Origin of the sequence: Pseudomonas sp. LPH60, from assembly GCF_030718165.1 — a bacterium.
Classification (GTDB): Bacteria; Pseudomonadota; Gammaproteobacteria; order Pseudomonadales; family Pseudomonadaceae; genus Aquipseudomonas; species Aquipseudomonas danubii.
Genome location: NZ_JAVAJH010000009.1, coordinates 126,791 through 152,005 on the forward strand (window position 1 = coordinate 126,791; position 25,215 = coordinate 152,005).

16 protein-coding genes are annotated in these 25,215 nt (G+C 66.4%); 13 read left to right on the forward strand and 3 right to left on the reverse strand.

What is annotated here, in order from left to right; translation table 11 throughout:
• Positions 1–166: 166 nt before the first annotated feature.
• The 13 genes from glgA to Q8O96_RS27625 all read left to right on the forward strand — a co-directional run bounded on the left by glgA (position 167) and on the right by Q8O96_RS27625 (position 17,352).
• Positions 167–1,735, forward strand: a complete 1,569-nt coding sequence (glgA, locus tag Q8O96_RS27565; protein WP_305949776.1) for a glycogen synthase GlgA — start codon at positions 167–169, stop codon at positions 1,733–1,735.
• Between the two features lie 14 nt (positions 1,736–1,749).
• Positions 1,750–3,546 (forward strand): malto-oligosyltrehalose trehalohydrolase, encoded by a 1,797-nt coding sequence (treZ, locus tag Q8O96_RS27570; RefSeq protein ID WP_305949777.1) that lies wholly within the window; start codon positions 1,750–1,752, stop codon positions 3,544–3,546.
• Positions 3,543–5,624: a 4-alpha-glucanotransferase gene (gene malQ, locus Q8O96_RS27575; protein WP_305949778.1), complete on the forward strand. Its 2,082-nt coding sequence runs from the start codon at positions 3,543–3,545 to the stop codon at positions 5,622–5,624. Before treZ ends, malQ begins: the two co-directional genes overlap by 4 nt.
• Positions 5,621–8,407 (forward strand): malto-oligosyltrehalose synthase, encoded by a 2,787-nt coding sequence (locus Q8O96_RS27580; protein ID WP_305949779.1) that lies wholly within the window; start codon positions 5,621–5,623, stop codon positions 8,405–8,407. The genes malQ and Q8O96_RS27580 overlap by 4 nt, the downstream gene beginning before the upstream one ends.
• Before the next feature lie 21 nt (positions 8,408–8,428).
• Positions 8,429–8,728, forward strand: a complete 300-nt coding sequence (locus Q8O96_RS27585) for a DUF2934 domain-containing protein (protein ID WP_102863449.1) — start codon at positions 8,429–8,431, stop codon at positions 8,726–8,728.
• Between the two features lie 115 nt (positions 8,729–8,843).
• A complete protein-coding gene (gene glgX / locus Q8O96_RS27590; RefSeq protein ID WP_207816126.1) occupies positions 8,844–11,003 on the forward strand; it encodes a glycogen debranching protein GlgX in 2,160 nt (719 codons plus the stop codon).
• Position 11,004: 1 nt separating this feature from the next.
• Positions 11,005–12,018, forward strand: a complete 1,014-nt coding sequence (locus Q8O96_RS27595; RefSeq protein ID WP_305949834.1) for an acyl-CoA dehydrogenase family protein — start codon at positions 11,005–11,007, stop codon at positions 12,016–12,018.
• Entirely contained in the window at positions 12,015–12,773 is a 759-nt protein-coding gene (locus Q8O96_RS27600; protein WP_305949780.1) for a PIG-L deacetylase family protein, read from the forward strand. Before Q8O96_RS27595 ends, Q8O96_RS27600 begins: the two co-directional genes overlap by 4 nt.
• Positions 12,770–13,369, forward strand: coding sequence for a class I SAM-dependent methyltransferase (locus Q8O96_RS27605; protein ID WP_115580133.1), 600 nt, complete (start codon positions 12,770–12,772; stop codon positions 13,367–13,369). The genes Q8O96_RS27600 and Q8O96_RS27605 overlap by 4 nt, the downstream gene beginning before the upstream one ends.
• On the forward strand, positions 13,366–14,019 hold the full coding sequence (locus Q8O96_RS27610) for a glycosyltransferase family 2 protein (protein WP_305949781.1): 654 nt from the start codon (positions 13,366–13,368) through the stop codon (positions 14,017–14,019). Before Q8O96_RS27605 ends, Q8O96_RS27610 begins: the two co-directional genes overlap by 4 nt.
• Positions 14,020–14,310: 291 nt before the next feature.
• On the forward strand, positions 14,311–15,069 hold the full coding sequence (locus Q8O96_RS27615; protein WP_102863443.1) for a PIG-L deacetylase family protein: 759 nt from the start codon (positions 14,311–14,313) through the stop codon (positions 15,067–15,069).
• Positions 15,070–15,153: 84 nt separating this feature from the next.
• Positions 15,154–15,972 (forward strand): endonuclease/exonuclease/phosphatase family protein, encoded by an 819-nt coding sequence (locus tag Q8O96_RS27620; RefSeq protein WP_305949782.1) that lies wholly within the window; start codon positions 15,154–15,156, stop codon positions 15,970–15,972.
• Between the two features lie 402 nt (positions 15,973–16,374).
• Complete coding sequence (locus Q8O96_RS27625) at positions 16,375–17,352, forward strand: autotransporter outer membrane beta-barrel domain-containing protein (protein ID WP_207816122.1); 978 nt, start codon at positions 16,375–16,377, stop codon at positions 17,350–17,352.
• 57 nt (positions 17,353–17,409) lie between these two features.
• Here the strand turns inward: Q8O96_RS27625 and glgB are convergent, their stop codons facing one another.
• The 3 genes from glgB to Q8O96_RS27640 all read right to left on the reverse strand — a co-directional run bounded on the left by glgB (position 17,410) and on the right by Q8O96_RS27640 (position 25,142).
• Positions 17,410–19,644: a 1,4-alpha-glucan branching protein GlgB gene (gene glgB / locus Q8O96_RS27630; RefSeq protein ID WP_305949783.1), complete on the reverse strand. Its 2,235-nt coding sequence runs from the start codon at positions 19,642–19,644 to the stop codon at positions 17,410–17,412.
• Positions 19,641–22,991, reverse strand: coding sequence for a maltose alpha-D-glucosyltransferase (gene treS, locus Q8O96_RS27635; RefSeq protein ID WP_305949784.1), 3,351 nt, complete (start codon positions 22,989–22,991; stop codon positions 19,641–19,643). Before treS ends, glgB begins: the two co-directional genes overlap by 4 nt.
• A 156-nt stretch (positions 22,992–23,147) precedes the next feature.
• Positions 23,148–25,142, reverse strand: a complete 1,995-nt coding sequence (locus Q8O96_RS27640) for an alpha-1,4-glucan--maltose-1-phosphate maltosyltransferase (RefSeq protein WP_305949785.1) — start codon at positions 25,140–25,142, stop codon at positions 23,148–23,150.
• Positions 25,143–25,215: the final 73 nt, after the last annotated feature.

A 25,215-nucleotide genomic window follows, 5' to 3' on the forward strand; every position in this document is an offset into this window, starting at 1 on the left:
GTCGCTGCCACTGGTGCATTCCTTGCAACGGCTCCTCCACCCTTTCTGCTGCAGCGCTCGAGCAGCTCAGGCTGATCGATGTGTGGCGCAATTGCGCCCGGCCACAGGAATGGCCCGACAGTAGCGTTTGAGACAGCAGAACAGATCAATAAAACGGGAGAGACCTATGATCAGCGCCGCATTGGACACTCAGGGAGAGCATCCTCAACAGCAGGCCGGTGAACGTGCCCCCCAGGCGATTTCCATCCCTGGAGGCAAGACCCTACTGCCGCTGGCTCGTCAGAATCCCAACCGCAAGCGGGTGCTGTTCGTCACTTCGGAAATCGCCGATCTGGTGAAAACCGGCGGCCTGGGCGACGTCTCCGCCGCCCTGCCCCGGGCCATGGCCCACCTGCACGATGTGCGGGTGCTGATTCCCGGCTATCCCCAGGTGCTGCACAGCGAGAACCCCATCCATATCATCGGCGAGCTGGGGGGCCACGCGGCGCTGCCGGCCTGCAAGATCGGGCGCATGGACATGCCCGACGGCCTGGTGATCTATGTGCTGATCTGCCCGGAGCTGTACGAGCGCGAAGGCACGCCCTACGGCGCCAACAATGGCCGCGACTGGCCCGACAACCACATTCGCTTTGCCCGCCTGGGGCTGGCCGCCGCCGACATCGCCGCCAACCTGGCTCAGATCCACTGGCGCCCCGACCTGGTGCACGCCCACGACTGGCCCGCCGGGCTGGCCCCGGCCTACATGCACTGGCGCGGGCAGCGCACCCCGACCCTGTTCACCATCCATAACCTGGCCTACCAGGGCGTGGTCAGCCTGGCCTCGTGCCCGGAGCTGGGCATCCCCGAACACGCCCTGCAACAGGAAGGCATGGAGTTCTACGGCAAGCTGTCGTTCCTCAAGGCCGGCATGGCCTACGCCAGCCACATCACCACGGTGAGCGCCACCTACGCCCAGGAAATCACTACCCCGGCCTTCGGGTGCGGCCTCGACGGTTTTCTCGCCAGCAAGACCCAGCAAGGCTTGCTCAGTGGCATCCCCAACGGCATCGACGAAAGCTGGGACGCCGCCACCGATGCGCACCTGTTCTGCCCCTTCAGCATGGGTGATTGGGACGGCAAGGCGGCCAACGCCGCCCATGTACGGCAGATGTTCGGTCTCGACCCCAGCAACGGCCCGCTGTTCGCCGTGGTCTCGCGGCTGGTCTACCAGAAGGGCCTGGACCTCACCGAAGGCGTGGCCGAATTCATCGTCGCCAACGGCGGCCAGATCGCCATCATCGGCCGCGGGGAACCGGAAGAGGAACAATCCATGCGCGCCCTGGCCCGGCGTTTTCCCGGGCGCATCGGGGTCAATATCGGCTTCAATGAAACCGACGCCCGGCGCATGTTCGCCGGCAGCGACTTTCTGCTCATGCCGTCACGCTACGAGCCCTGCGGGCTGAGCCAGATGTACGCCCAGCGCTTCGGCTCGCTGCCGGTGGCGCGCAACACCGGCGGCCTGGCGGACACCATCGAGAATGGCGTCACCGGCTTTCTGTTCGACGAATCCACGGTGGCCAGCTACCAGGAGGCGCTGACCCGGGCGTTCAAGGTCTTCGCCTATCCAGCGCTGCTCAACGCCATGCGCTGCCGGGCCATGGCCGCCCCGTTCAACTGGTGCAAGGCGGTGGAACCCTACGCCGAACTCTACGAACAACTGGTGGCCAAGGCCCTGGGGCAGGCCACCCGACAATAAAGGGGCCTGGACCCATGCCATCAAGCACCCTGCACAGCTGGAGCCACGGCGCAGTGATGCTGGATAGCGAGCACACCCGGTTCGCCCTGTGGGCACCGGATGCCCGTGAGGTCAGCGTTGCACTGGCGGACGGCCGGTCATTGCCGATGCGGCCCGAGGCCGACGGCTGGTTCGTGATTCAGGCCCGCTGCCCGGCGGGCAGCCGCTACCGCTACACCATCGATCGACAGATCCAGGTGCCGGACCCGGCCTCCCGAGCCCAGGACGGTGATGTGCATGGCCCCAGCCTGGTGGTCGACCACAACGCCTACGCCTGGCAGCAGCCCCAGTGGCGTGGCCGGCCCTGGCACGAGGCGGTGATCTACGAACTGCATGTCGGGGTCATGGGCGGCTACCTGGCGGTGCAGCAGGCCCTGCCGGCCCTGGTGGACCTGGGGGTGACCGCCATCGAGCTGATGCCCCTGGCGGAGTTCCCCGGCGAGCGCAACTGGGGCTACGACGGCGTCCTGCCCTACGCCCCGGAAGCCTCCTACGGTGCTCCCGACGACCTCAAGGCCCTGATTGACGCCGCCCACGGCCTGGGCCTGGCGGTGATCCTCGACGTGGTCTACAACCACTTCGGCCCCGACGGCAACCACCTGCAGCGCTACGCCAAGGGCTTCTTCCGCGAGGATCTGCACACCCCCTGGGGCGCGGCCATCGACTTCCGCCGGCGGCAGGTACGCGACTTCTTCATCGACAACGCCCTGATGTGGCTGCTGGAGTACCGTTTCGACGGCCTGCGCCTGGACGCCGTGCACGCCATCGACGACCCGGACTTTCTCCATGAACTGGCCCAGCGGGTACGCCAGGCGGTGCCGGCGTCGCGCCAGGTGTGGCTCAACCTGGAAAACGAGTTCAACCAGGCCAGCCTGCTGCAGCAGGGTTTCGACGCCCAGTGGAACGACGACGGGCACAACGCCCTGCACGTGCTGCTCACCGGGGAGACCGACGCCTACTACGCCGACTTCGCCGACGACCCCACCGCGCAACTGGCCCGCTGCCTGAGCCAGGGCTTCGCCTTCCAGGGCCATGCCAACCGCCACGGCCAACCCCGGGGTGAACCCAGCGGCCACCTGCCCCCCAGCGCCTTTGTGCTGTTCCTGCAGAACCACGACCAGATCGGCAACCGGGCCTTTGGCGAGCGCCTCAACCAGCTGGCGCCGACCCAGGCGCTGCAGGCAGCCACGGTGTTGCTGCTGTTGTCACCGATGATCCCGCTGCTGTTCATGGGCGATGAAGTGGCGGCCCAGGAGCCGTTCCTGTTCTTCACCAGCCATCAGGGGGAACTGGCCGAAGCCGTGCGCCAGGGCCGGCGCAACGAGTTCGCCGCCTTCAGCGCCTTTGCCGACGCCGCCCAGCGCCAGCGCATCCCCGATCCCAACGCCCCCTCGACCTTCCAGGCATCACGGCCCCGCCCCCAGTCGCAACAGGCCGAGACGACCCGTGAGCTGTACCGCAGCCTGCTGCGTATCCGCCACCGCGAACTGATCCCGCGCCTGCCCGGCGCCCAGGCCCTGGATACCCGGGTACTGGCCGAAGGCGCCCTGAGCGCACGCTGGCGCCTGGGTGACGGCAGCCTGCTGCGCATCGACCTCAACCTCAGCCCACACCGGATCGAACTGGAGCCCGAAGCAACAGCACAACTGTGGTTTGAACACCCACCGCGAGCCCTTGAACACTGGCAGCAGGGCTGGTTACCCGCCTTCAGCGCAGTGGTGCAACTGCACAGCGGGCCTTGCCCCACCGCCCCCCATGGAGAACGCCGATGAGCGATGCGCAACTGGAAATACTCGCCAGCCGCGCCGGCCTGGCAGTGGACTGGATCGACGCCAACGGCCGACCGCAAAAGGTTGAGGCCCGGGTGTTACGGGCCGTGCTGGCGGGCCTGGGCCACCCTGCCGACAGCGACCAGGAAATCGCCGACAGCCTGCAGCAGTTGCATCAGCTGCAGCAAAGCCGGCACCTGCCACCGCTGCTGACCGCCGACGTCGGCCAGGGCCTGGACCTGGCCCGGTACTTCGCGCCCGGGACCCGCTGTGCCATCGAGCTGGAAAACGGCGCACCGCTGTCGTTGCAGCTCGATGAAAGGAGCGTGCTGCCAGGACAGATCCCGGTGGGTTACCACTCGGTGCGCATCGAGGAGGAACACTTCACCCTCGCGGTGGCCCCCGCACGCTGCTACAGCGTGGCCGACGCCGTGGGCCAGCCGACCCCGCGAGCCTGGGGCCTGAGCGTACAGCTGTATGCCCTGCGCCGCCCCGGTGACGGTGGATTCGGCGATACCCAGGCACTGGAAGAGCTGGCCCGGCAAGCCGCCGAGCGCGGCGCCGATGCCCTGGCCATCAGCCCGCTGCACGCCATGTTCAACAGCGATCCTGAGCGCTACAGCCCCTACTCGCCCTCCAGCCGGCTGTTTCTCAACAGCCTGTACGCCGCTCCCGGGGCCATTCTCGGCGACCGGGCCTGGCGCAGCGCCATCGAATCCTGTGGCCTTGGCCAGACCTTGCAAGCCCTGGAACAGCAACCACTGATCGACTGGCCCCAGGCGGCCCAGGCCAAGCAACAAGCACTGCGCGCCCTGTACGAAGGCTTCTGCCACGGCCAGCACCCCCTGCACGAGGACTTCGCCAGCTATCGCCGCAGCGCCGGCGAAGCCCTGGAAAACCACTGCCGGTTCGAGGCCATCCAGGCCGAGCGCGCCGCCCGCGGCGAAGACCTGGACTGGCGTCACTGGCCGCAACACTGGCGTAACCCGGCGAGCCCGGCCCTGGCCCGGTTCGCCGAGGAGCAGGCCCATGAGATCGGCTTCCATGCCTTCTGCCAGTGGCTGATCGCCCGCAGCCTGGAACGGGCCCAGAGCGCGGCCCACAGCAGCGGCATGGGCATCGGCCTGATCGCCGACCTGGCGGTGGGCGCCGACGGCGGTGGCAGCCAGGCCTGGAGCCGCCAGGAACAGTTGCTGGCGTCCCTGACCGTGGGTGCGCCACCGGACATCCTCAATCGCCAGGGCCAGGGCTGGGGCATCTGCGCCTTCTCTCCCGAAGGTTTGCAGCGCCATGGTTATCGCGCCTTCATCGAAATGCTCCGGGCCAACTTCGCCCATGCCGGCGGCTTGCGCATTGACCATGTGATGGGCTTGCAACGGCTCTGGGTGATCCCGTCGGGAGCGCCGCCCTGCGACGGTGCCTACCTGTACTACCCGGTGGACGATCTGCTGCGCCTGCTGACCCTCGAATCCCATCGGCACCAGGCCATTGTCCTCGGCGAGGACCTGGGGACGGTGCCCGACGGCCTGCGGGAAAAGCTCGCCGCCCGGGCCATGCTCGGCATGCGCGTGCTTTTGTTCGAACAGGACCACAACTGCTACTTCAAGCCGATCCTGGACTGGCCGGACAACGCCCTGGCCACCACCAGCACCCACGATCTGCCCACCCTCAACGGCTGGTGGCAGGGCCGCGACATCGACTGGAACCTGCGCCTGGGCATGGTGGATGAACAGGGCGCGCGGCAATGGCGCGAACACCGCCTGCGCGAGCGTGACGGCCTGCGCCAGGCCCTGGCCCAGGACCCACAGAACGTTCACCAAGAGGCCCACGAAGCCGACCAAGTGCTGGACGCCAGCGTGCGCTTTCTTGGTCATACCCGTGCGCCCCTGGTGCTGCTCCCCCTGGAAGATGCCCTGGGCATCGATGAACAGGCCAACCTGCCCGGCACCCTCGACAGCCACCCCAACTGGCGCCGGCGCCTGGCCAGTGCCAGCCGGCGCCTGCTGGACGACAGCGATGCCGCGCGGCGCCTGGAACTGCTGGCCTGTGCCCGGCAACAAGCCCTAGAGCGTGACCGATGAACCTGCCGTCCCTGCCCTTGCTGCGGGCCAGCCTGCGCCTGCAGTTTCATCAAGGCTTCACCCTCGACGACGCCGTCCCCCTGGTGCCCTACTTCGCCCGCCTGGGCATCAGCCATCTCTATGCCTCACCCCTGCTCCGGGCCCGGGCCGGCTCCCAGCACGGCTATGACGTGGTGGACCCGACCCAGATCAACCCGGAGCTGGGGGGCGAAGCGGCCCTGCGGCGCCTGGTGGCGGCCCTGCGTCAACAAAGGATGGGGCTGATCCTCGACATCGTGTCCAACCACATGGCCGTGGGCGGCAGCGACAACCCCTGGTGGCTGGACCTGCTGCAATGGGGGCGACTGAGCCCCTATGGCGAATTCTTCGATATCCAGTGGCACTCCGCGGACCCGCTGATGGAAGGTCAGTTGCTCCTGCCGTTCCTCGACAGCGACTATGGCGTGGCGCTGCAGGAAGGCCGCTTGGAGCTGCGCCTGGACGACGACCTGGGCGGCTTTCACGTACAGCACCACGAACATTGCTTTCCCATCTGCCCCTGGGACTACGCACCACTGCTGCGACTTGCGGAGCCGCTGGACGCCGAGTCCAGCGGCGCCCTGAAATCCCTGGCCGACGGTTTTGCGGCGTTGCGCTTCAACGGCGCCGCCCATGCCCAGGCCCGGCCCCTGCAACAAGCACTGGCACAGCAACTGCGCCAGCCGTCAGTGCGCCAGGCCATCGACGCCCACTTGCAAGGCTACGACTCGCGCCAGGCCGACGGCTTCACGCGTTTGCATCAGTTGCTGGAACAACAGAGCTACCGCCTGGCCAGCTGGCGCACCGCGGCCGATGACATCAATTGGCGGCGTTTCTTCGACGTCAATGAACTGGGGGCCCTGCGGGTCGAACGCCCGGCCGTGTTCGAAGCCACCCACGCCAAGGTCTTCCAGCTGATCGAAGAAAACCTGGTGGATGGCCTGCGCATCGACCACATCGATGGCCTGGCCGATCCCCGGGGTTACTGCCGCAAGCTGCGGCGCCGGGTCGACCGCCTGCGTCCGGGCCAGCACCTGCCGATCTACGTCGAGAAGATCCTCGGTGCGGGCGAGACCCTGCATCGCGACTGGGGCGTGGACGGCAGCACCGGCTACGAATTCATGAACCAGCTGTCGCTGTTGCAACAGGCCCCCGCCGGCCAGGCGCTGCTGGCAGAGCTGTGGAGCCGGCACAGCCAGCGGTCGCCGCAGTTCGGCGAGGAAGCCCTGCAGGCACGCCAGCAGATCCTCAACGGTTCCCTGGCCGGTGACTTTGAAAACGTGGCCCAGGCGCTGCTGCAAGTGGCGCGGCTGGACCTGATGAGCCGCGACCTGACCCTGGGGGCCATCCGCCGGGCGCTGCAGGAGCTGATCGTGCACTTTCCGGTGTACCGCACCTACATCGGTGCCCAGGGCCGCGGCCCCCAGGACCAGCGGTTTTTCCAACAGGCCATGGCCGGCGCCCGAGGCCGCCTGAGCGAGATCGACTGGCCGGTACTCGATTGCCTGGAGCGCTGGCTCGGCGGCCAGGGCTGGCGCCGGCAACCACCGGGCCGGGCGCGCAAGCTGCTGCGCCACGCCTGCGTGCGCTTCCAGCAACTGACCTCGCCGGCCGCGGCCAAGGCCGTGGAAGACACCGCATTCTACCGCTCGGCGGTGCTCCTGGCGCGCAATGACGTGGGCTTCAACAGCGAACAGTTCAGCGCGCCGATCTCGGCCTTCCACAGCGCTTGCCAGCAGCGCCTGGACAGCTTCCCCGACAACCTGCTGACCAGCGCCACCCATGACCACAAGCGTGGCGAAGACAGCCGCGCGCGCCTGGCCCTGCTCAGTGAGCGGGCCCCCTGGTATGCCCGCCAAGTGGCCAGCTGGCGGCTGTTGGCTGCCCCCTTGCACCAGCACCCCGACGTCCCTTCGGCAGGCGATGAACTGATCCTCTATCAAACCCTGCTGGGCAGTTGGCCCCTGGATTTGCGGGCCGAGGATCAGCCGGGCCTGGAGCGCTATGCCCGGCGCATCTGGCAATGGCAACTCAAGGCCCTGCGTGAAGCCAAGCTGCACAGCAGTTGGGCAGCCCCCAATCCTGATTACGAAGAGGGCGTTCAGGCGTTTGTCAGCGCCGTGCTGGTCTCGCCGCAAGGCCTGGCCCTGCGCCAGTCGCTTGCGGCGGCAGCCAACAGCATCGCCCCTGGCGGCGCCCTCAACAGCCTGGCGCAAACTTTGCTGCGCATGACCGTACCAGGGGTGCCGGACCTGTATCAGGGCAACGACCTCTGGGACTTCAGCCTGGTGGACCCGGACAACCGCCGACTGCCGGACTACCCGGCCCGGCAACGGGCCCTGGACAGCCCGCGCGATCCTCGGCAGTGGCTGGCCCAGTGGCGTGACGGACGCATCAAGCAGGGCCTGATTGCCCGCGTCCTGGGCCTGCGCGGTCAATACCCGGAGCTGTTCCAGCGCGGCAGCTACCAGCCGCTGACGGTGCTGGGGCAGGAAGCCGGCCGGGTGCTGGCGTTCATGCGTGAATACCAGGAGCAACGAGCCGTGGTGATAGTGCCGATCCAGGTCGCCGGCCTGCTGGATGACAGTGCAATCCCCAAGGTGGATGCGCAGCGATGGGGCGATACCCGGGTGCAACTACCGTTCACCGCTTCGGGCCGCAACCTGAATGGACTTTTTTCAACCAGAGCAGTCACACCCCACAAGGAATTGCTGATCAGCGCCGTATTGCAAGACTTTCCACTCAACCTTTTGATTCAACATTGAGTTCAGTCCAGGAGCATTGCGATGAGTACCGACGACAAACGCATACGTGAATTCGCCTATCAGATCTGGGAGTCGGAAGGGAAACCGGAGGGCCACGAAGCCCGACACTGGGAAATGGCCCGCAAGCTCGCCGAGGCCGAGGCCCTGGCCCCGAGCCAGCCGCCCAAGGGCGCCAAGAGCAAATCTGCCGCCGCCAGTGCGCCCAGCAAGAGCGCCAGCAAACCCAAGGCCAAGTCGGCCGCCGCGGTGGTAGTGCCGCCAGGAGAGAAGCCTGCGGCGCCGAAGAAACCCCGGGCACCGCGCAAGCCGCCAGCCCACTGACGACACTCCCGCCTCTCTATCGCCCTGAACCGGTGGCGCGCCCGCACGCCACCCTGGATGGCTTCGCCCTGAAAAACCCACGGCCGGCCCCCTGATCCTTTTTGCAGGAGCAACCATGAGCAGATCCAAGCAGACTCCGCCGACTCCCGAGAACGAACCCTCGCGCATCCGTGAAGGCCTGCCCTTCCCTCTGGGCGCCACCTGGGATGGCCTGGGCGTCAACTTCGCGCTGTTCTCGGCCAATGCCACCAAGGTCGAACTGTGCCTGTTCGACGCCGCCGGCGACGTGGAGCTCGAACGTATCGAACTGCCCGAGTACACCGACGAAATCTTCCACGGCTACCTGCCCGACGCTCACCCCGGGCTGATCTACGGCTACCGAGTGCACGGCCCCTATGAGCCGGCCAACGGCCACCGTTTCAACCCCAACAAACTGTTGATCGACCCCTATGCCAAGCAGCTGGTGGGCCAATTGAAATGGTCCGAGGCGCTGTTCGGCTACACCATCGGCCATCCTGACGCCGACCTCAGCTTTGACGAACGGGACAGCGCGCCCTTCGTGCCCAAGTGCAAAGTCATCGACCCGGCCCACACCTGGGGCCACGACCATCGGGTCAGCGTGCCCTGGGACAAGACCATCCTCTACGAGACCCACGTGCGCGGCTTCACCATGACCCATCCCGCAGTGCCGGAACACCTGCGGGGGACCTTTGCCGGGCTGATGGTGGACGACGTGCTGGAGCACATCCGCAAGCTTGGCGTCTCGTCGGTGGAGTTGCTGCCGATCCATGCCTTCGTCAACGACCAGCACCTGCTGCACAAGGGCATGACCAACTACTGGGGCTACAACAGCATCGCCTTCTTCGCCCCCGACCCGCGCTACCTGGCCAGCGGCAAGATCGCCGAATTCAAGGAAATGGTCGCGCACCTGCACGAAGCCGGGCTGGAGGTGCTGCTGGACGTGGTCTACAACCACACCGCCGAAGGCAACGAACAAGGCCCGACCCTGTCCATGCGCGGCATCGACAACGCCTCCTACTACCGCCTGATGCCCGACGACAAGCGCTTCTACATCAACGATTCCGGCACCGGCAACACCCTGGACCTGAGCCATCCCTGCGTGCTGCAGATGGTCACCGACTCCCTGCGCTACTGGGCCACGGAAATGCACGTGGACGGTTTCCGCTTCGACCTGGCGACCATCCTCGGCCGCTACCACGATGGTTTCGACGAGCGCCACAGCTTCCTCGTGGCCTGCCGCCAGGACCCGGTGCTGCGCCAGGTGAAGCTGATCGCCGAACCCTGGGACTGCGGCCCCGGCGGCTACCAGGTGGGGCGCTTTCCGCCGGGCTGGGTGGAATGGAACGACCGTTTCCGCGACACCGTGCGGGCCTTCTGGAAAGGCGACGACGGCCAGTTGGCGGACTTCGCCGGGCGCATGACCGCCTCCGGCGAGATGTTCAACCAGCGCGGCCGACGGCCCTATGCGTCGGTCAATTTCGTCACCGCCCACGACGGCTTCACCCTGCGCGACCTGGTGTCCTACAACGACAAGCACAACCAGGCCAACGACGAGAACAACCAGGACGGCAGCGACAACAACCTGTCCTGGAACCATGGCGTCGAAGGCCCCACCGACGACCCCGAGATCAACGCCCTGCGCCTGCGCCAGATGCGCAACTTCTTCGCCACCCTGCTGCTGGCCCAGGGCACGCCGATGCTGGTGGCCGGCGACGAATTCGCCCGCACCCAGCACGGCAACAACAACGCCTACTGCCAGGACAGCGAGATCGGCTGGATCAACTGGGAGCTGGATGCCGACGGCAAGGCGCTGCTCAAGTTCGTCAAGCGCCTGATCAAGCTGCGCCTGAACTACCCGATCCTGCGCCGCGGGCGTTTCCTGGTGGGCAGCTACAACGAGGACCTCGGGGTCAAGGACGTCACCTGGCTGGCCCCGGACGGCAACGAGATGAGCACCGAACAATGGCAAGACCCCCACGGCCGTTGCCTGGGCATGCTGCTGGACGGCCGCGCCCAGGAAACCGGCATCCGCCGCCCCGGGGCCGACGCCACGGTGCTGCTGGTGGTCAATGCCCATCACGACATCGTCAATTTCCGCCTGCCCGAGGTGCCGGCCGGCGAGTTCTGGAGCTGCATGCTCGACACCAACCAGCCGGCGGTGCGCGGCCAGGAGCGCTTCGCCTTCGGCCACAGCTACTCGGTGACCGGGCGTTCACTGCTGCTGTTCGAGTTGCAGCATGAGGAAGAAGACTGAAATGGACCTGCAAGCCTTCCTGCGCCATTACCCCGACCTGGGGCACGCCGATGCCCCGGCGCTGGGCCTGTGCCTGGAGGCTCTGATGGCCGCCGGCCTGGATCGCCTGCCGCGGCCGGCGGGCGGTGCCACCCTGCAGCGTTGGCAGGCCCTGGCCCGGGTCGCCGGACATGACCTGGGCCTGTGCAAGCTCTACGAGGGACACACCGATGCCCTGGCGATCATGCAGGAGCTGGACTGCGTCGTCGCCCCCGGCACCACCTGGGGCACCTGGGCCGCCGAACCGCCCCGGGCCCGGGTTCAGGCCGACGCCGACGGCCCGCACTGCCGCTTGCGCGGGACCAAGGCCTGGTGCTCGGGAGCCGCGGTGCTCAGCCATGCCCTGCTCACCGCCTGGGACAGCGCGGGGCGCCAGCGCCTGGTGGCGGTGGCCCTGGACCAGCCCGGGGTGCAGGTCGAGCGCGGCGGCTGGCAGGCGGTGGGCATGGCCAATACCGATAGCCGGCAGGTGCGGTTCGACCAGGCACGGGGCCATTGGGTCGGCGGGCCGGACGACTACCTGCAGCGCCCGGGTTTCTGGCAGGGCGCCATGGGCATCGCCGCCTGCTGGCTGGGCGCGGCCCAGGCCATCGCCCTGCCGCTGCGCGAACACTGCGCCAAGCACGACGAGCCCCACGCCCAGGCGCATCTGGGGGCGGTGGACAGCGCCCTGCATCAGGCCGCCTGCGTGCTGCGCCACAGTGCCCGGCAGCTGGACCAGGCCCCCGACGCCGATTGCCAACTGCTGGCCCGGCGCACCCGGGCCGTGACCGAAGCCAGCGTCGACAGCCTGCTGCGGCATGTCGGTCGGGCCCTGGGCGCGGGCCCCTACTGCCTGGACCGGCACTTCGCCCGGCTGCTGGCCGACCTGCCGGTATTTATCCGCCAGAGCCATGCCGAACGCGACCTGGCCCAACTCGGCCAACAGCTGGCCAGCGAAGCCGCTGCGGCGGACCGGGGAGGATGGTGCCTGTGAAAGCCAATCCGATTGTCGGCCGCGGCACTTCACTGAAGGCATGGCAGGCCTCCTCGCACCTGCGGGCGATGGCCTGCGTGGATATCCAGACCCTGGTTGCGCCCGGTTCGCGGGCGGTGATCGTGGCCCCGCACCCGGACGACGAAATCCTCGGCTGCGGCGGCCTCCTGCAATTGCTGGCGGCCGCGGGACGGGAACTGTTGCTGATTTCGGTCACCGATGGCAGCGCCAGCCATCCCGGCTCACCGCGCTGGCCCATCGAGCGCCTGAGCCTGGTGCGGCCCCAGGAGTCCGCCGAAGGCCTGCGCCGCCTGGACCTGCCACTGGCGCGGATCACATGGCTGCGCGGCGGCTTCCAGGACAGCCGCGTGGCCCGGGACGAAGCGGCCCTGGCGCGCTACATCCAGGCGTGCCTGCGGCCGGACGATGTGCTGTTCAGCACCTGGTGCGAGGACGGCCACTGCGACCACGAGGCCGTGGGCCGGGCCAGCGCCCTGGCCGCCCGGGCCGCGGGTGCGCGCCTCAGGGAGTTGCCCATCTGGGGCTGGCACTGGGCCGACCCCGAGGGCCGCCAGTTGCCCTGGGAGCGCGCCCGCAAGGTGCTGCTCAGCCCCGCCCAGGTGGCACGCAAGCGTCACGCCATCCACGCCTTCACCAGCCAGCTGGAGGGCGACCCGGACATTGGCCTGGCACCGGTGCTGGCGCCACACATCATCGAGCGCCTGCTGCAACCCTTCGAGGTGGTATTCCTATGAGCGTCGACAGTCACTATTTCGAAGGGCTGTTCGCCCGGGACCAGGACCCCTGGGCCTTTCGCCGACGCTGGTACGAACAGCGCAAGCGCGCCATCACCCTGGCCAGCCTGCCGCGGCGCCATTACCGGAGCATTTTCGAACCCGGATGCGCCAACGGCGAACTCAGCGCCGAACTGGCGACCCGCTGCGACAGCCTGCTGTGCTGCGACACCGCACAGACTGCGGTCGGCCTGGCCCGGCAACGCCTGCGCTCGATGCCCCAGGCCCGGGTGGAATGCGCGCGCCTGCCCGAGGACTGGCCCGACGGCCCCTTCGAGCTGATTGTCATCAGCGAGCTTGGCTACTACCTGGACCCCGGCGATCTGGCGCGCCTGGTGACTCGGGCCCTGGGCTCCCTGGCCGCCGACGGTCAGTTGCTGGCCTGTCATTGGCGTCCGCCCATCGCCGGCTGTCCCCTGGAGGGCGGGCAAGTGCATGCAATGCTCCACCGGCAGTTGCAGCTGCCACGCCTGCTGGAACATCAGGACGCGGATTTTCTCCTCGACCTCTGGGGTCGCGACGCGGATTCGGTCGCGACCCTGGAGGGCCTGCGATGATCGGTGTGGTGATTCCCGCCCATAACGAAGAGCAACTGCTGGCCGACTGCCTGCAATGCGCCCTGACAGCCGCCAGCCACCCCGACCTGAAGGAGGACGTGCTGATCCTGGTGGTGCTCGACAGCTGTTCCGACCGCTCCCTGAGCATCGCCCGCCAGTACCCCGTGCAGCACCTGCAATTGCAGGTGCGCAATGTCGGACGGGCGCGCGCCGCCGGCGCGCAATGGCTGCTGCAGGCCGGGGCTCGCTGGCTGTCGTGCACCGACGCCGACAGCCGGGTGCCCGCGGACTGGCTGGTGGCCCAGCTGGCCCAGGGCACCGACGCCGTCTGCGGCACGGTCACCGTCGACTGCTGGAGCGAAGGCTTCGCGCCCCAGGCCCAGGCCCGCTACCACAATGCCTACCAGAGCGCCGATGAGCATCGGCATGTCCATGGCGCCAACCTGGGCATCAGCGCCGCGGCCTATGTTCGCGCCGGCGGTTTCGAAGCCCTGGCGTGTCACGAGGACGTGCAACTGGTGCGACAGCTGCAGCGCAGCGGCGCCAGCATCGCCTGGAGCCGGCACCCGCAGGTGATTACCAGCGGGCGCCTGGACAGCCGGGCCCGGGGCGGCTTTGGCGATTACCTGCAAAGCCTGGTCGAACCTTGAAGGGCGAGGTAGTTGCGCACGACTTTCGTCTTGTGGCCTCCCCCGGGGAGCAATTGCCGTCTACCCTGTGACAGGGTTCGTAATGCTCGAACAAAGCTTGGGCCGCCCCTACGTGGACGGTTCCAGGCTGTGTATGATGAGCCCCGCATCGCGGCGCCCCAAAGGGATGGAGCGCCGGTACTTCACGCTGAGGCGGATGCCAGAATCAGCGTACGTGCAAACCCAGGGTCGCCACTGAACGGATGTTCAGGCCTCATTGCCGTGACCCGGAAAACAGGGATGTGACACCTCATGAAAGCCATAACCGCAATAGACAACAGCTGGCCCAGCCAGATCTGGAACGGCGCCCGCCACCTGGCCGACGTTCCCCCCATCAACCTCGGCAATCTGGTTCCCCCCGGCTCTCGGGCCGTGATCATCGCCCCTCACCCCGGCGATGAAGTGGTAGCCAGCGGCGGCCTGCTGCAAGTGCTGGCCCACCATGGCCACCCCCTGCAACTGATCTCCATCAGCGACGGCAGCGCCAGTCACCCAGGCTCCGAACTGTGGCCCAAGCGCCGCCTCAGCGTGTTCCGGCCCCAGGAAAGCGCCGAGGCCCTGCGCCGCCTGGGGCTGCCCCTGCACAGCCTGAAGTGGATTCGTGGTGGCTTTGCCGACAGTGCCCTGAGCGAGCGCGAACAGCAATTGGCACCATTCATCAGCCGTTACCTGCGCGACAGCGATGTGGTGTTCAGCACCTGGCGCGGCGACGGCAACCTCGATCACGAAGCCGTGGGCCGGGCCGCGGCCAAGGCGGCCGGCCAGGTGGGCGCACGCTTCTACGAGATTCCGATCTGGGCCTGGCACTGGTCCTCGCGCGAGGAGCACCAGATTCCCTGGCAGCGGGCACGCAAGCTGCGCCTGGACACCTGGACCGTGGCCCGCAAGCGCCACGCGGCCCACGCCTACGCCAGCCAGCTGCAGGGCGAACCGGAAATCGGCCTGGAACCGTCGCTGTCGCCGATTCTGCTGGAGCGCCTGCGCCTGCCCTACGAAATCATCCTGATGTAGGCCGGGCCCGGGCGGAAAATAACCTGAACGCGAGTGCCGGCCATCAGTCCCATGAGAAACCGTCACTGATTCACAGGAGTGAGCGTGAGCAGCGAGTCCACCCGCCAGCCCCAGCCGGGAAGCATCCAGCGTCTGCAGATCCTGACCGTCAACACCCACAAGGGTTTCACCGCCCTCAACCGACGCTTCATTCTCCCGGAGCTGCGCGAAGCGGTACGCAGCACCCAGGCCGACCTGGTGTTTCTCCAGGAAGTGCTGGGCGAGCATGAACGCCATGCGTCGCGCCTGGACAACTGGCCGCAGCAATCGCAGTACGAGTTTCTCGCCGACAGCATGTGGAGCGATTACGCCTACGGACGCAATGCGGTGTACCCCGACGGTCATCACGGCAACGCCCTGTTGTCCAAGTACCCGATCCGCCAGTACCGCAATCTGGATGTCTCCATCACCGGCCCTGAGCGCCGCGGCTTGCTGCACTGCGTCCTGGATGTACCCGGATATGCCGAGGTGCACGCCATCTGCGTGCACCTCAGCCTGCTGGAAAACCACCGGCAACTGCAGTTGGCACTGCTCTGCCAACTGCTCGAATCCCTGCCCGAGGAAGCACCGGTGATCATTGCCGGCGACTTCAACGACTGGCAGATGCACGGCAATGTCGCCCTGGGCCGGCGCGACGACCTGCACGAAGCCTTCGAACGCCATCACGGCCGCCCGGCCAAGACCTACCCCGCGCGCTGGCCCTTGCTGCGCCTGGACCGGGTCTACCTGCGCAATGCCAGCAGCCACCGGCCACAGATCCTCGGCAACAAGCCCTGGACCCACCTCTCCGATCACCTGCCCCTGGCGGTGGAGGTGCAACTGCCGCCTGTAGCCGCACCGCGGACATCGAGCGATGAACGCTAAAACCGCGATCGTCCCGGCTCACGGATTGCGGGGCGGTGCCGCCCAGTGGCAGCAGGTCTGGTCGACCTGCTGAACCCTGGCGACGAGCAGATCCACGCGCTGGAGTCGCCCCTGATCCCCCCGCCCGCCGCACATCCCTGGCATTCGGACAAAGTGCCATTTTTCAGTGATTTGGCCGCCCAAAAATAACCCTTCCGTTTGTCAGTCATTTTCTTGACGAGCCCCCTGCTCTCTCCTTAGCTACCAATGACCACCCCTGGAAAAAGTAACCGGGAAAAGGCCGAAAACACCTGCTGCAGAGCGGGTCGGCGGACTTTACCCGATTGAATCCGGCTGCCTCTCGAACGGGGGTGGGAGAGGCGCCCCAACGAGATAAAGCATGCATTTGCAAGGTAGACCTCCATGAATACCTCACTCACCTCAAGCCCTCTGCCATTCGCCTTGTGCAGCCTGTACACATCCTTGCTGTTGTGCTCCATGGAGGTCGCGGCGTCCCCGGGGGAGGACACCGACAACACCGGATACCCCCCAACCCTGAGCAGCCTGCCGATCAGCGCCTCACCCCTGGGCAGCCCGCGCCCGAGCGACTTCGCGGTTCTGGACCGGCCCGGACTGCCGACGCACCTTGAAGTCGGCTACCTGGCGCTGCCCGGCGCTGGCGGCGAACCGCGCAAAGGCCCCCTGCTCTACAGCATCCAGAACAACGGCACCACCCAACAGATCGGCCTGCTGAGTACCCCCAACACCTACACCCTCACCCAAGGCGGCGCCCCGAGCACCGTCAACGACCCACGCAATGCCGGGCTCAGCGTCCAGGGACAAGGCCTGGGCGCCTTCTGGCGCCTGCAGGGTGCCGAGGGCTGGCACCTGGACATGTCCGCCAGCGGCGGCCGGGTCAGCGGTTTCAGTCGCAATGAGCAGGGCCGGGGCATGACCACCGAAGGCAACGCCATGACCTTTTCCGTGCAGGGCGGCGTGGCCATAGGCCTGAGCGACAACTGGGTGATCGAACCCCAGGCCCAGGTGATCAACCAACGCATTCGCCTGGACGGTGGCAATAGCAGTAACGACCTCAATGCCTGGAGCGGCCGGGTCGGCGCGCGCCTGCAAGGGCGCTATGACGTCCATGGCCTGCCCCTGGAACCCTATGTGCGCACCAACCTCTGGCATACGGTCTACAGCGGCGAGACCCTGAGCCTGGACCAGGTGGACAAGATCAGCAGCAGCCGCAAATCCTCCACCGTAGAGGTTGGCCTGGGGCTGGTGGCCAGGGTCACCCCCGCCGTGAGCCTGTACGTCAGTGCCGACTACAGCAGCGATGTGGATGACAACGACCTCAACGGCCTGATCGGCAGCCTGGGCGTGCGCATGCGTTGGTGATGCGCCCCTGAAGGTGCCGGTAATGGCCTGATGTTGACCATTACCGGCCACCCGCGGCTATAGACTGTCGGGGCGCAGGATCAACACCGCCAGGGGCGGCAGGTTGAGCACCAGGGACAGGGCCTGGCCATGGCTGCCCTGTTCTTCACTGAAGGCTTCGCCGCCATTGCCATAGTTGGAACCGGCATAGAGTTGCGAATCGCTGTTGAGCAGCTCGCTCCAGCGTCCCGCCATTGGCACGCCGACGCGGTAGGCCTGGCGCGGTACCGGGGTGAAGTTGGCCACCACCAGCAAGGGCTCGCCGGTTTTGCTCCAGCGCAACCAGGCATAGACGCTGTTGATCGCATCGTCGCCGATCAGCCACTGGAAACCCTGGGGCACGTCGTCCTGGTCATGCAACGCCGGGTACTGGCGATACAGCCGGTTGAGGTCGCCCACCAATTGCTGCACGCCCCGGTGCTCCGGGTACTGCAGCAGGTACCAGTCCAGTTGCTGGTCGTGGTTCCACTCACGCCACTGGCCGAACTCGCAGCCCATGAACAGCAGTTTCTTGCCCGGATGGGCCCACATGAAGCTCAGGTACGCCCGCAGGTTGGCGAACTTCTGCCAACGATCGCCCGGCATCTTGTCGATCAGCGAATGCTTGCCGTGCACCACCTCATCATGGGAGATCGGCAGGATGAAACGCTCGGACCAGGCGTACACCAGGCCGAAGCTCAGTTCGTTGTGGTGATGGGCGCGGTACACCGGGTCCTGCTGGATGTAATGCAGGGAGTCGTGCATCCAGCCCATGTTCCATTTGTAGGCAAAGCCCAGGCCGCCCTGGTCGGTGCGCTGGCTGACCCCGGGCCAGGCGGTGGATTCCTCGGCGATCACCAGGGCGCCCGGCGCTTCCAGGGCCACCACATCGTTGAGGTGGCGCAGAAAGTCGATGGCTTCCAGGTTCTCGCGGCCGCCGTGGCGGTTCGGCACCCATTCACCAGCCTTGCGCGAATAGTCGCGATAGAGCATCGAGGCCACCGCATCCACCCGCAGACCGTCGACATGGAAATGCTTGAGCCAGTGCAGCGCCGAGGCCAGCATGAAACCGTGCACTTCCGTGCGCCCGAGGTTGTAGATCAGGGTGTCCCAGTCCTGGTGAAAGCCTTCCAGGGGGTTGCCGTACTCATAGAGCGCGGTGCCGTCGAACTGGGCCAAGCCATGGGTATCGGTGGGAAAGTGCGCCGGCACCCAGTCGAGGATCACACCGATATCCGCCTGGTGGCAGGCGTCGACAAAAGCGGCGAAATCCTGGGGCGAGCCATAGCGGGCACTGGGGGCGAACTGTGACAGCGGTTGATACCCCCAGGAGCCGCCGAAGGGGTGTTCCATGATCGGCATCAGCTCGATATGGGTGAAGCCCAGGTCCTTGACGTAGGGGATCAGGCGTTCGGCCAGCTCGGCCCAGCGGTACTGGCGGGCCACCTCCCCCAGGTCATCCACTTCGCACTGCCAGGAGCCGGCGTGCAACTCGTAGATGGACAAGGGCGCATCGGTTCGCTGATGTTCGCCCCTGGCCTGCATCCATGCCTGGTCCTGCCAGTGGAATTGCAAGGGCTCGGCGACCCTGGACGCGGTGTCCGGCGGCAACTGGGTGGCCAGGGCCATGGGGTCGGCCTTGAGCGGCAGGATGCCCTGGGGCCCGAGAATCTCGTACTTGTAGGCCTCTCCAGGTTGCAGGCGCGGAACGAACAGTTCCCAGACCCCGGAGGGATGCCGCAGGCGCATGGGGTGGCGCCGCCCGTCCCAGATATTGAAGTCCCCCACCACCGAGACCCGCCGGGCGTTGGGCGCCCAGACCGCAAAGCGCACGCCCTGGACGCCGTCCACGGTGGTCGGTTGCGCCCCCAGGCAGGAGCCGAGGTCACGATGATTGCCTTCGGCGAACAGATACAGATCCATCTCCCCCAGCAACGGGCCGAAGCTGTAGGGGTCTTCACTGACCTGCTCGCCACCGGCCCACTGCACCCGCAGCAGATAGGGCCGGCTCTGGCTGAAATGCCCGGCAAACAGCCCGGGCACTTCGGCGGCGTGGAGGCTGCCGAGCACTTGCTGCTGCTCCCGGTCCAGCACCTGCACGCTCAGGGCGCCGGGCAGATAGGCCCGGATGAATTGCCCGCCGGCACCGTCTCCGTGGGGCCCGAGCACAGCGAACGGATCAGGATGCTCGGCCCGCACCAGGGCATCGATGACCTCGGCTGACGGGAGCAATGCCGGTTGGTTCTTTCCCTGTTCCTTGTTCGAGACACTCATGACTGCTCTCCATCACGCTCAAGATCGGAAAAGGGTTCCAGTTCACGCAACAGCCCCACCAGGCCGTGCAAGGGCACAGGCAGCCAGGTGGGCCGGTTTTCCGCTTCATAGGCCAGCTCATAGGCGGCCTTCTCCAGACTGAACAGGGCCAGTGCGGCATCCGCAGCCGCCGGGTCCTGCCACTCATGGGCAAGACTAGCCGTCGCCAGCCGATACGCCTGGACAAAGGCTTGCCGCGCCTCCTGTAGATAACGACGGACCACCCGTTGCCGGGCCTGCTCGGCCATCTGCGCGCCCTCCACTGCTGGCGTCTCCAGGGCCATGGCGGCAGCGTAGTCGAAGGAGCGCAACACCCCGCTGACATCCTTGTATGGGCTGTGCTTGCCCCGACGCTCTGCCAGAGGCCGCGCCGGCTCACCCTCGAAGTCGATCAGGTAGGCATCGCCCTTGACCACCAGCACCTGCCCCAGATGCAGGTCACCATGCACCCGGATCCGCAGCCCACCCACCAACTGCCTGGCCAGTTGCTGGATGTGACCGAGGATTTTCGTCTTGTGCTGCAACAATCGGCTCACCCGTTTCTGGTCGCCGGGACTCAGCTCGCCCTGACGCTGCTGGAGCAACTGCAACCCCCGTTCCACTTGTGCCGCCACCTGACGATTCCAGGCCTGGGTGTCCTTGAGGGTGCTCACTTGCGGTGCAAAGTCCGGGGGGCTGTCGGGGGCCGCCAGCAACAGGTGCATTTCTCCCAGGCGCTGCCCCAGCAGGCCGGCAAAATCCTCAAGCTCCCCCAGGGCGTTGTAGTGTTGTTCCTGCTCGGACATGGCCTGCGCCCACTCATCGCGGATGGCCCGCTCCAGGTTGTTCTGGGTCCATTCCCAGGCATCCCCCTGATTGCTCAGGTAGCCCTGGGCGATCATCAGCAGATGATCCTCGCCCTGCTCATCGCGGCGCACCACCGAGCCCAGCAAGGGCGAGATATGGCGGAATCCGGCGGCAGTGAGGAAGGCGCCCATTTCCAGTTCCGGGTGAATGCCTGCTTCCACCCTGCGAATCAGCTTGAGCACCAGACTGCCCCCCACCACCACCGAGCTGTTGGACTGTTGCGCCGAGAGGTAGCGCACCTCGGAGTCAGCGCTGAGCCCCGACTCGGCCAGTAACCCGGTGCCGTCGAAGCGGATCTGCCCGGCAGCGCTGTCCAGCCGGGTCTGCGCCTGCAGGGCCAGCAGCACGTTGCGCACGAAACTGTCCTGGGCGAAAGCATCGGTGATCAGCCCGACCTGGCGCCCGCGCCGCACCCGGGCCATGGCCAGTTGCTGAGGCAAGGCACTGCCGAGCGGCTCTTCCCCGAGCAGGCCGAAGGGCAGTTGATAGCGCTGGCGCTGCCCATCGCTGGTGACCTCGATCTCGCTGAGCAGCACGGGATGCTGGGGATCGCCAAAACCTACACCGTAGGCGATCTGTGCCTGCTCGATGGCGCTGTCCTTGCCAGCGAACCAGCGGCGCTTGGGCAGCCAGTGGGGCAAGACGCTGTGCTCCAGCGTGGTGCGCGATGGCGCTTCGAGCAATTCTTCGAGGCGTTTTTTCAGCACCAGGGTGGTGAAGTCCGGCAGGCTCTGGGCCGGTTCCACATGCCAGCTGGGCATCTGGTTTTCTGCCGCTAGAACGAACCAGTAGAAACCGTAAGGCGCCAGGGTCAGGAGGAAATGCATCTGGCCGATAGGGGGAAAGGCATTTCCGCCGAGCATCTCCACCGGCACCATGCCGGCGAAGGCCGACAGGTCCAGTTCCGCCGCCTGGGCACTGCGCGAGACGTTGGCCACGCAGAGGATGATTTCCTGCTTGCCGTCAGGCCCCGTGTATTCCCGGGTATAGGCCAGAATCCGCCGGTTGCTCGGCGACAGCATCTTCAGCGTGCCCCGGCCAAAGGCCTTGGACTGCTTGCGCACCGCCAGCATGCGCCGGGTCCAGTTGAGCAACGAGTGGGGATCGCCGGACTGGGTCTCGACGTTGACCGACTGATAGCCATACAGCGGGTCCATGATCGGCGGCAGCACCAGGCTCGCCGGGTCGGCGCGGGAAAAGCCGCCATTGCGGTCGATGGACCACTGCATCGGCGTGCGCACGCCGTCGCGGTCCCCCAGGTAGATGTTGTCGCCCATGCCGATCTCGTCGCCGTAATACAGGGTCGGGGTGCCGGGCATCGACAGCAGCAGGCTGTTGAGCAGTTCGATGCGCCGCCGGTCGCGCTCCATCAGCGGTGCCAGGCGCCGGCGAATCCCCAGGTTGATCCGCGCCCGGCGGTCGGCGGCGTAGTAGTTCCACAGGTAGTCGCGCTCCTTGTCGGTGACCATTTCCAGGGTCAGCTCATCGTGGTTGCGCAGAAAGATCGCCCACTGGCAGTGGGCCGGAATCTCCGGGGTCTGGCGCAGGATATCGGTAATGGGGAAGCGGTCTTCCTGGGCCAGGGCCATGTACATGCGCGGCATGAGTGGAAAGTGGAACGCCATGTGGCATTCGTCGCCGTCGTCGCCATTGGTTGATTGGCCAAAGTACAGCTGGGTGTCCTCCGGCCACTGGTTGGCCTCAGCCAGGAGCATGCGGTCCGGGTAGTGGGCGTCGATCTCGGCGCGGATCTGCTTGAGCACCTCGTGGGTCTCGGGCAGGTTCTCGTTGTGGGTGCCATCGCGCTCGATCAGGTAGGGAATGGCGTCCAGGCGCAGGCCGTCGATGCCCATGTCCAGCCAGTAGCGCATCACCGAGAGCACCGCCTTCATCACCTGGGGATTGTCGAAATTGAGGTCCGGCTGGTGGGAATAGAAACGGTGCCAGAAGTACTGCCCGGCCACCGGGTCCCAGGTCCAGTTGGACGTTTCGGTATCCAGGAAGATGATCCGCGTGCCGGCGTATTTCTGCTCGTCGTCGGACCACACATAGAAATTGCGCGCCGCCGAGCCCGGTTTGGCCTTGCGCGCCCGCTGGAACCAGGGGTGCTGGTCCGAGGTGTGATTGATCACCAGCTCGGTGATCACCCGCAGCTCGCGCTTGTGGGCCTCGGCGATAAAGCGCCGGACGTCGGCCAGGGTGCCGTAGTCGGGGCTGACCCCGCGGTACTCGGCGATGTCGTAGCCGTCATCACGGCGTGGCGAGGGGTAGAACGGCAACAGCCAGAGGGTGTTGACCCCCAGTTCCTTGATGTAGTCGAGCTTGGCGATCAACCCGGGAAAGTCGCCGATCCCGTCGTTATTGGAATCGAAATAGGACTTCACATGCACCTGGTAGATCACCGCGTCCTTGTACCAGAGCGGGTCCTTGATAAAGGTCGCTGAGCGGGGTTTCTTGGCCATGTCGGTCTCCTGAAAAAATGAATTCGCAGCCGCCACACAGCACGCCCTTGGTTGGGGTTGGCTGGCCAGCGAAGGCGTCGCCCGCCCTGCACAAGGCTCGCGGGCCGATTCGCCGGCAAGCCGGCGCCTATGAGGAAAAACGCGGCAAGCCGCCGTCTACGTGGGGGTGATGCGCCAGATGCCGAAGGGCTGCGCCGGTTCCAGGCGCATGAATTGGGTCTTGCCGTACCAGGTCCAGCGATGGCCGTTCATCAGGTCCTCCCCCTGGGTGGCGGCATCGTCGGCCAGCCCCAGCTCCCACAGCGGCAGTTCGAAATGGGCCTCCTGGGCATTGAAGGGATCGAGGCTGACCGCCACCAGGACGAAGTTGTCGCCCTCGGCGTTGCGCTTGCCGAAGTACAGGATCTGATCGTTCCAGGCGTTGTACAGCTTGAGCCCCAGGTGACTGTGCAGCGCCGGGTTCTGCCGGCGGATGCGGTTGAGCTGGGCGATCTCGGCAATGATGTTGCCGGCGGCGTTGAAGTCCCGGGGCCGGATCTCGTACTTCTCCGAATCCAGGTACTCCTCCTTGCCCGGCACCGGTGCCGATTCACACAGCTCAAACCCGGAGTACATGCCCCACAGTCCCGAGCCCATGCTGGCCAGCACCGCGCGGATCAGAAACCCCGGGCGCCCCGAGTCATGCAGAAACGCCGGATTGATGTCCGGGGTGTTGACGAAGAAGTTCGGCCGGAAGCACTCGCGCCACGGCGACTGATTGAGCTCGCTGAAATAGCTGGCCAGCTCGCTCTTGGTGTTGCGCCAGGTGAAGTAGGTGTAGCTCTGGGTGTAACCGACCTTGCCCAGGCGCGCCATCATCGCCGGGGTGGTAAAGGCCTCGGCGAGGAAGATCACCTCCGGGTACTGGCGGCGCACGTCGCCGATCAGCCATTGCCAGAACGGCAGCGGCTTGGTGTGGGGGTTGTCCACGCGAAAGGTCTTGACCCCCTCCTCGACCCAGCCGATGACGAGGTCCCGCAGCTCCAGCCACAGGCTGGGTATGGCATCAGCGGCATAGAAGTCGAGGTTGACGATGTCCTGATACTTCTTCGGTGGGTTCTCGGCGTACTTGATGGTGCCGTCCGGGCGCCAGTTGAACCAGCCCGGGTGCTGCTTGAGCCAGGGATGGTCCTGGGAACACTGGATGGCGAAATCCAGGGCGATCTCCAGGCCGTGGTCGGCAGCGGCGGCGACCAGACGACGGAAGTCATCCAGGCTGCCCAACTGCGGATGGATCGCCTCGTGGCCGCCCTCCTCGCTGCCAATCGCGTAGGGACTGCCGGGGTCGTCCGGGGCCGCCGTCAACGCGTTGTTGCGCCCCTTGCGGTGGCTGCGGCCAATGGGATGGATGGGTGGGAAATACAGCACGTCGAAGCCCATGTCATGGATCATCGACAGTCGCGAGTGGACGTCGTTGAACGTGCCATGGCGAGACGGATGCTCGGTGATCGAGCGGGGAAACAGCTCGTACCAACTGGCGAACTGCGCCTGTACCCGCTCCACATCCAGGGGGTATTCAGGGCTCAGGCTCAGGTAGGGCCGGTGGTCGGCCTCGGCCATCAGCCGGGCACTGGAATCCTTGAGAAACAGGGCGACCTGCTCGGTCTCCAGCAAGCCGGCAAGCTCTTGTAGCAGCGCCAGCAACCGCTCGCGCAGCGGCCCTTCGCTACGCTCGGCGGCTTGCTGCACCGAAGCCCGCCCCTCTTGCAACTCCAGGCTCACCGGCACCCCGGCCCGGTGTTTTTTCTCCAGTTCGTAACAGAAGCTGGCGAACTGATCGATCCAGGCTTCGATACAAAAGCGATAGCGGCCCACGGTGGGCACGGGAAAGCGCCCCAGCCAGCCATCGTTGCCCTGGTCCTCAAGGGCCTGGCTGCTCCAGGCGTCCTGCTGCTCCTCGCGCCAGCGCACCCGCACGGCCAGTTTGTCGTGGCCGTCGGCGAACACCTTGCACGTCACCTCGACCTGTTGGCCGGCCACCGCCTTGACCGCGAACTGCCCGCCGTCGAGGACCGGGCGGGTGTTCTCGATGGCAATGCGAGGCAGCAACAAGGCCTGAGACAAGGGCAACTGCGCCTGGTATTGCTGTTCAGTCGGTTTTTCTGCAGTCATTGAGCATCACCCCTTTAACGCGCCATGGACGCTCTGGTCGCAGGGCGCCCAGCGCCCCGATGAATCAATGCAC

Coding starts and splice junctions, on each gene's coding strand:
- glgA (WP_305949776.1), top strand. CDS start 167: ATGATCAGCGCCGCATTGGACACTCAGGGAGAGCATCCTCAACAGCAG.
- treZ (WP_305949777.1), top strand. CDS start 1,750: ATGCCATCAAGCACCCTGCACAGCTGGAGCCACGGCGCAGTGATGCTG.
- malQ (WP_305949778.1), top strand. CDS start 3,543: ATGAGCGATGCGCAACTGGAAATACTCGCCAGCCGCGCCGGCCTGGCA.
- Q8O96_RS27580 (WP_305949779.1), top strand. CDS start 5,621: ATGAACCTGCCGTCCCTGCCCTTGCTGCGGGCCAGCCTGCGCCTGCAG.
- Q8O96_RS27585 (WP_102863449.1), top strand. CDS start 8,429: ATGAGTACCGACGACAAACGCATACGTGAATTCGCCTATCAGATCTGG.
- glgX (WP_207816126.1), top strand. CDS start 8,844: ATGAGCAGATCCAAGCAGACTCCGCCGACTCCCGAGAACGAACCCTCG.
- Q8O96_RS27595 (WP_305949834.1), top strand. CDS start 11,005: ATGGACCTGCAAGCCTTCCTGCGCCATTACCCCGACCTGGGGCACGCC.
- Q8O96_RS27605 (WP_115580133.1), top strand. CDS start 12,770: ATGAGCGTCGACAGTCACTATTTCGAAGGGCTGTTCGCCCGGGACCAG.
- Q8O96_RS27610 (WP_305949781.1), top strand. CDS start 13,366: ATGATCGGTGTGGTGATTCCCGCCCATAACGAAGAGCAACTGCTGGCC.
- Q8O96_RS27615 (WP_102863443.1), top strand. CDS start 14,311: ATGAAAGCCATAACCGCAATAGACAACAGCTGGCCCAGCCAGATCTGG.
- Q8O96_RS27625 (WP_207816122.1), top strand. CDS start 16,375: ATGAATACCTCACTCACCTCAAGCCCTCTGCCATTCGCCTTGTGCAGC.
- glgB (WP_305949783.1), bottom strand. CDS start 19,644: ATGAGTGTCTCGAACAAGGAACAGGGAAAGAACCAACCGGCATTGCTC.
- treS (WP_305949784.1), bottom strand. CDS start 22,991: ATGGCCAAGAAACCCCGCTCAGCGACCTTTATCAAGGACCCGCTCTGG.
- Q8O96_RS27640 (WP_305949785.1), bottom strand. CDS start 25,142: ATGACTGCAGAAAAACCGACTGAACAGCAATACCAGGCGCAGTTGCCC.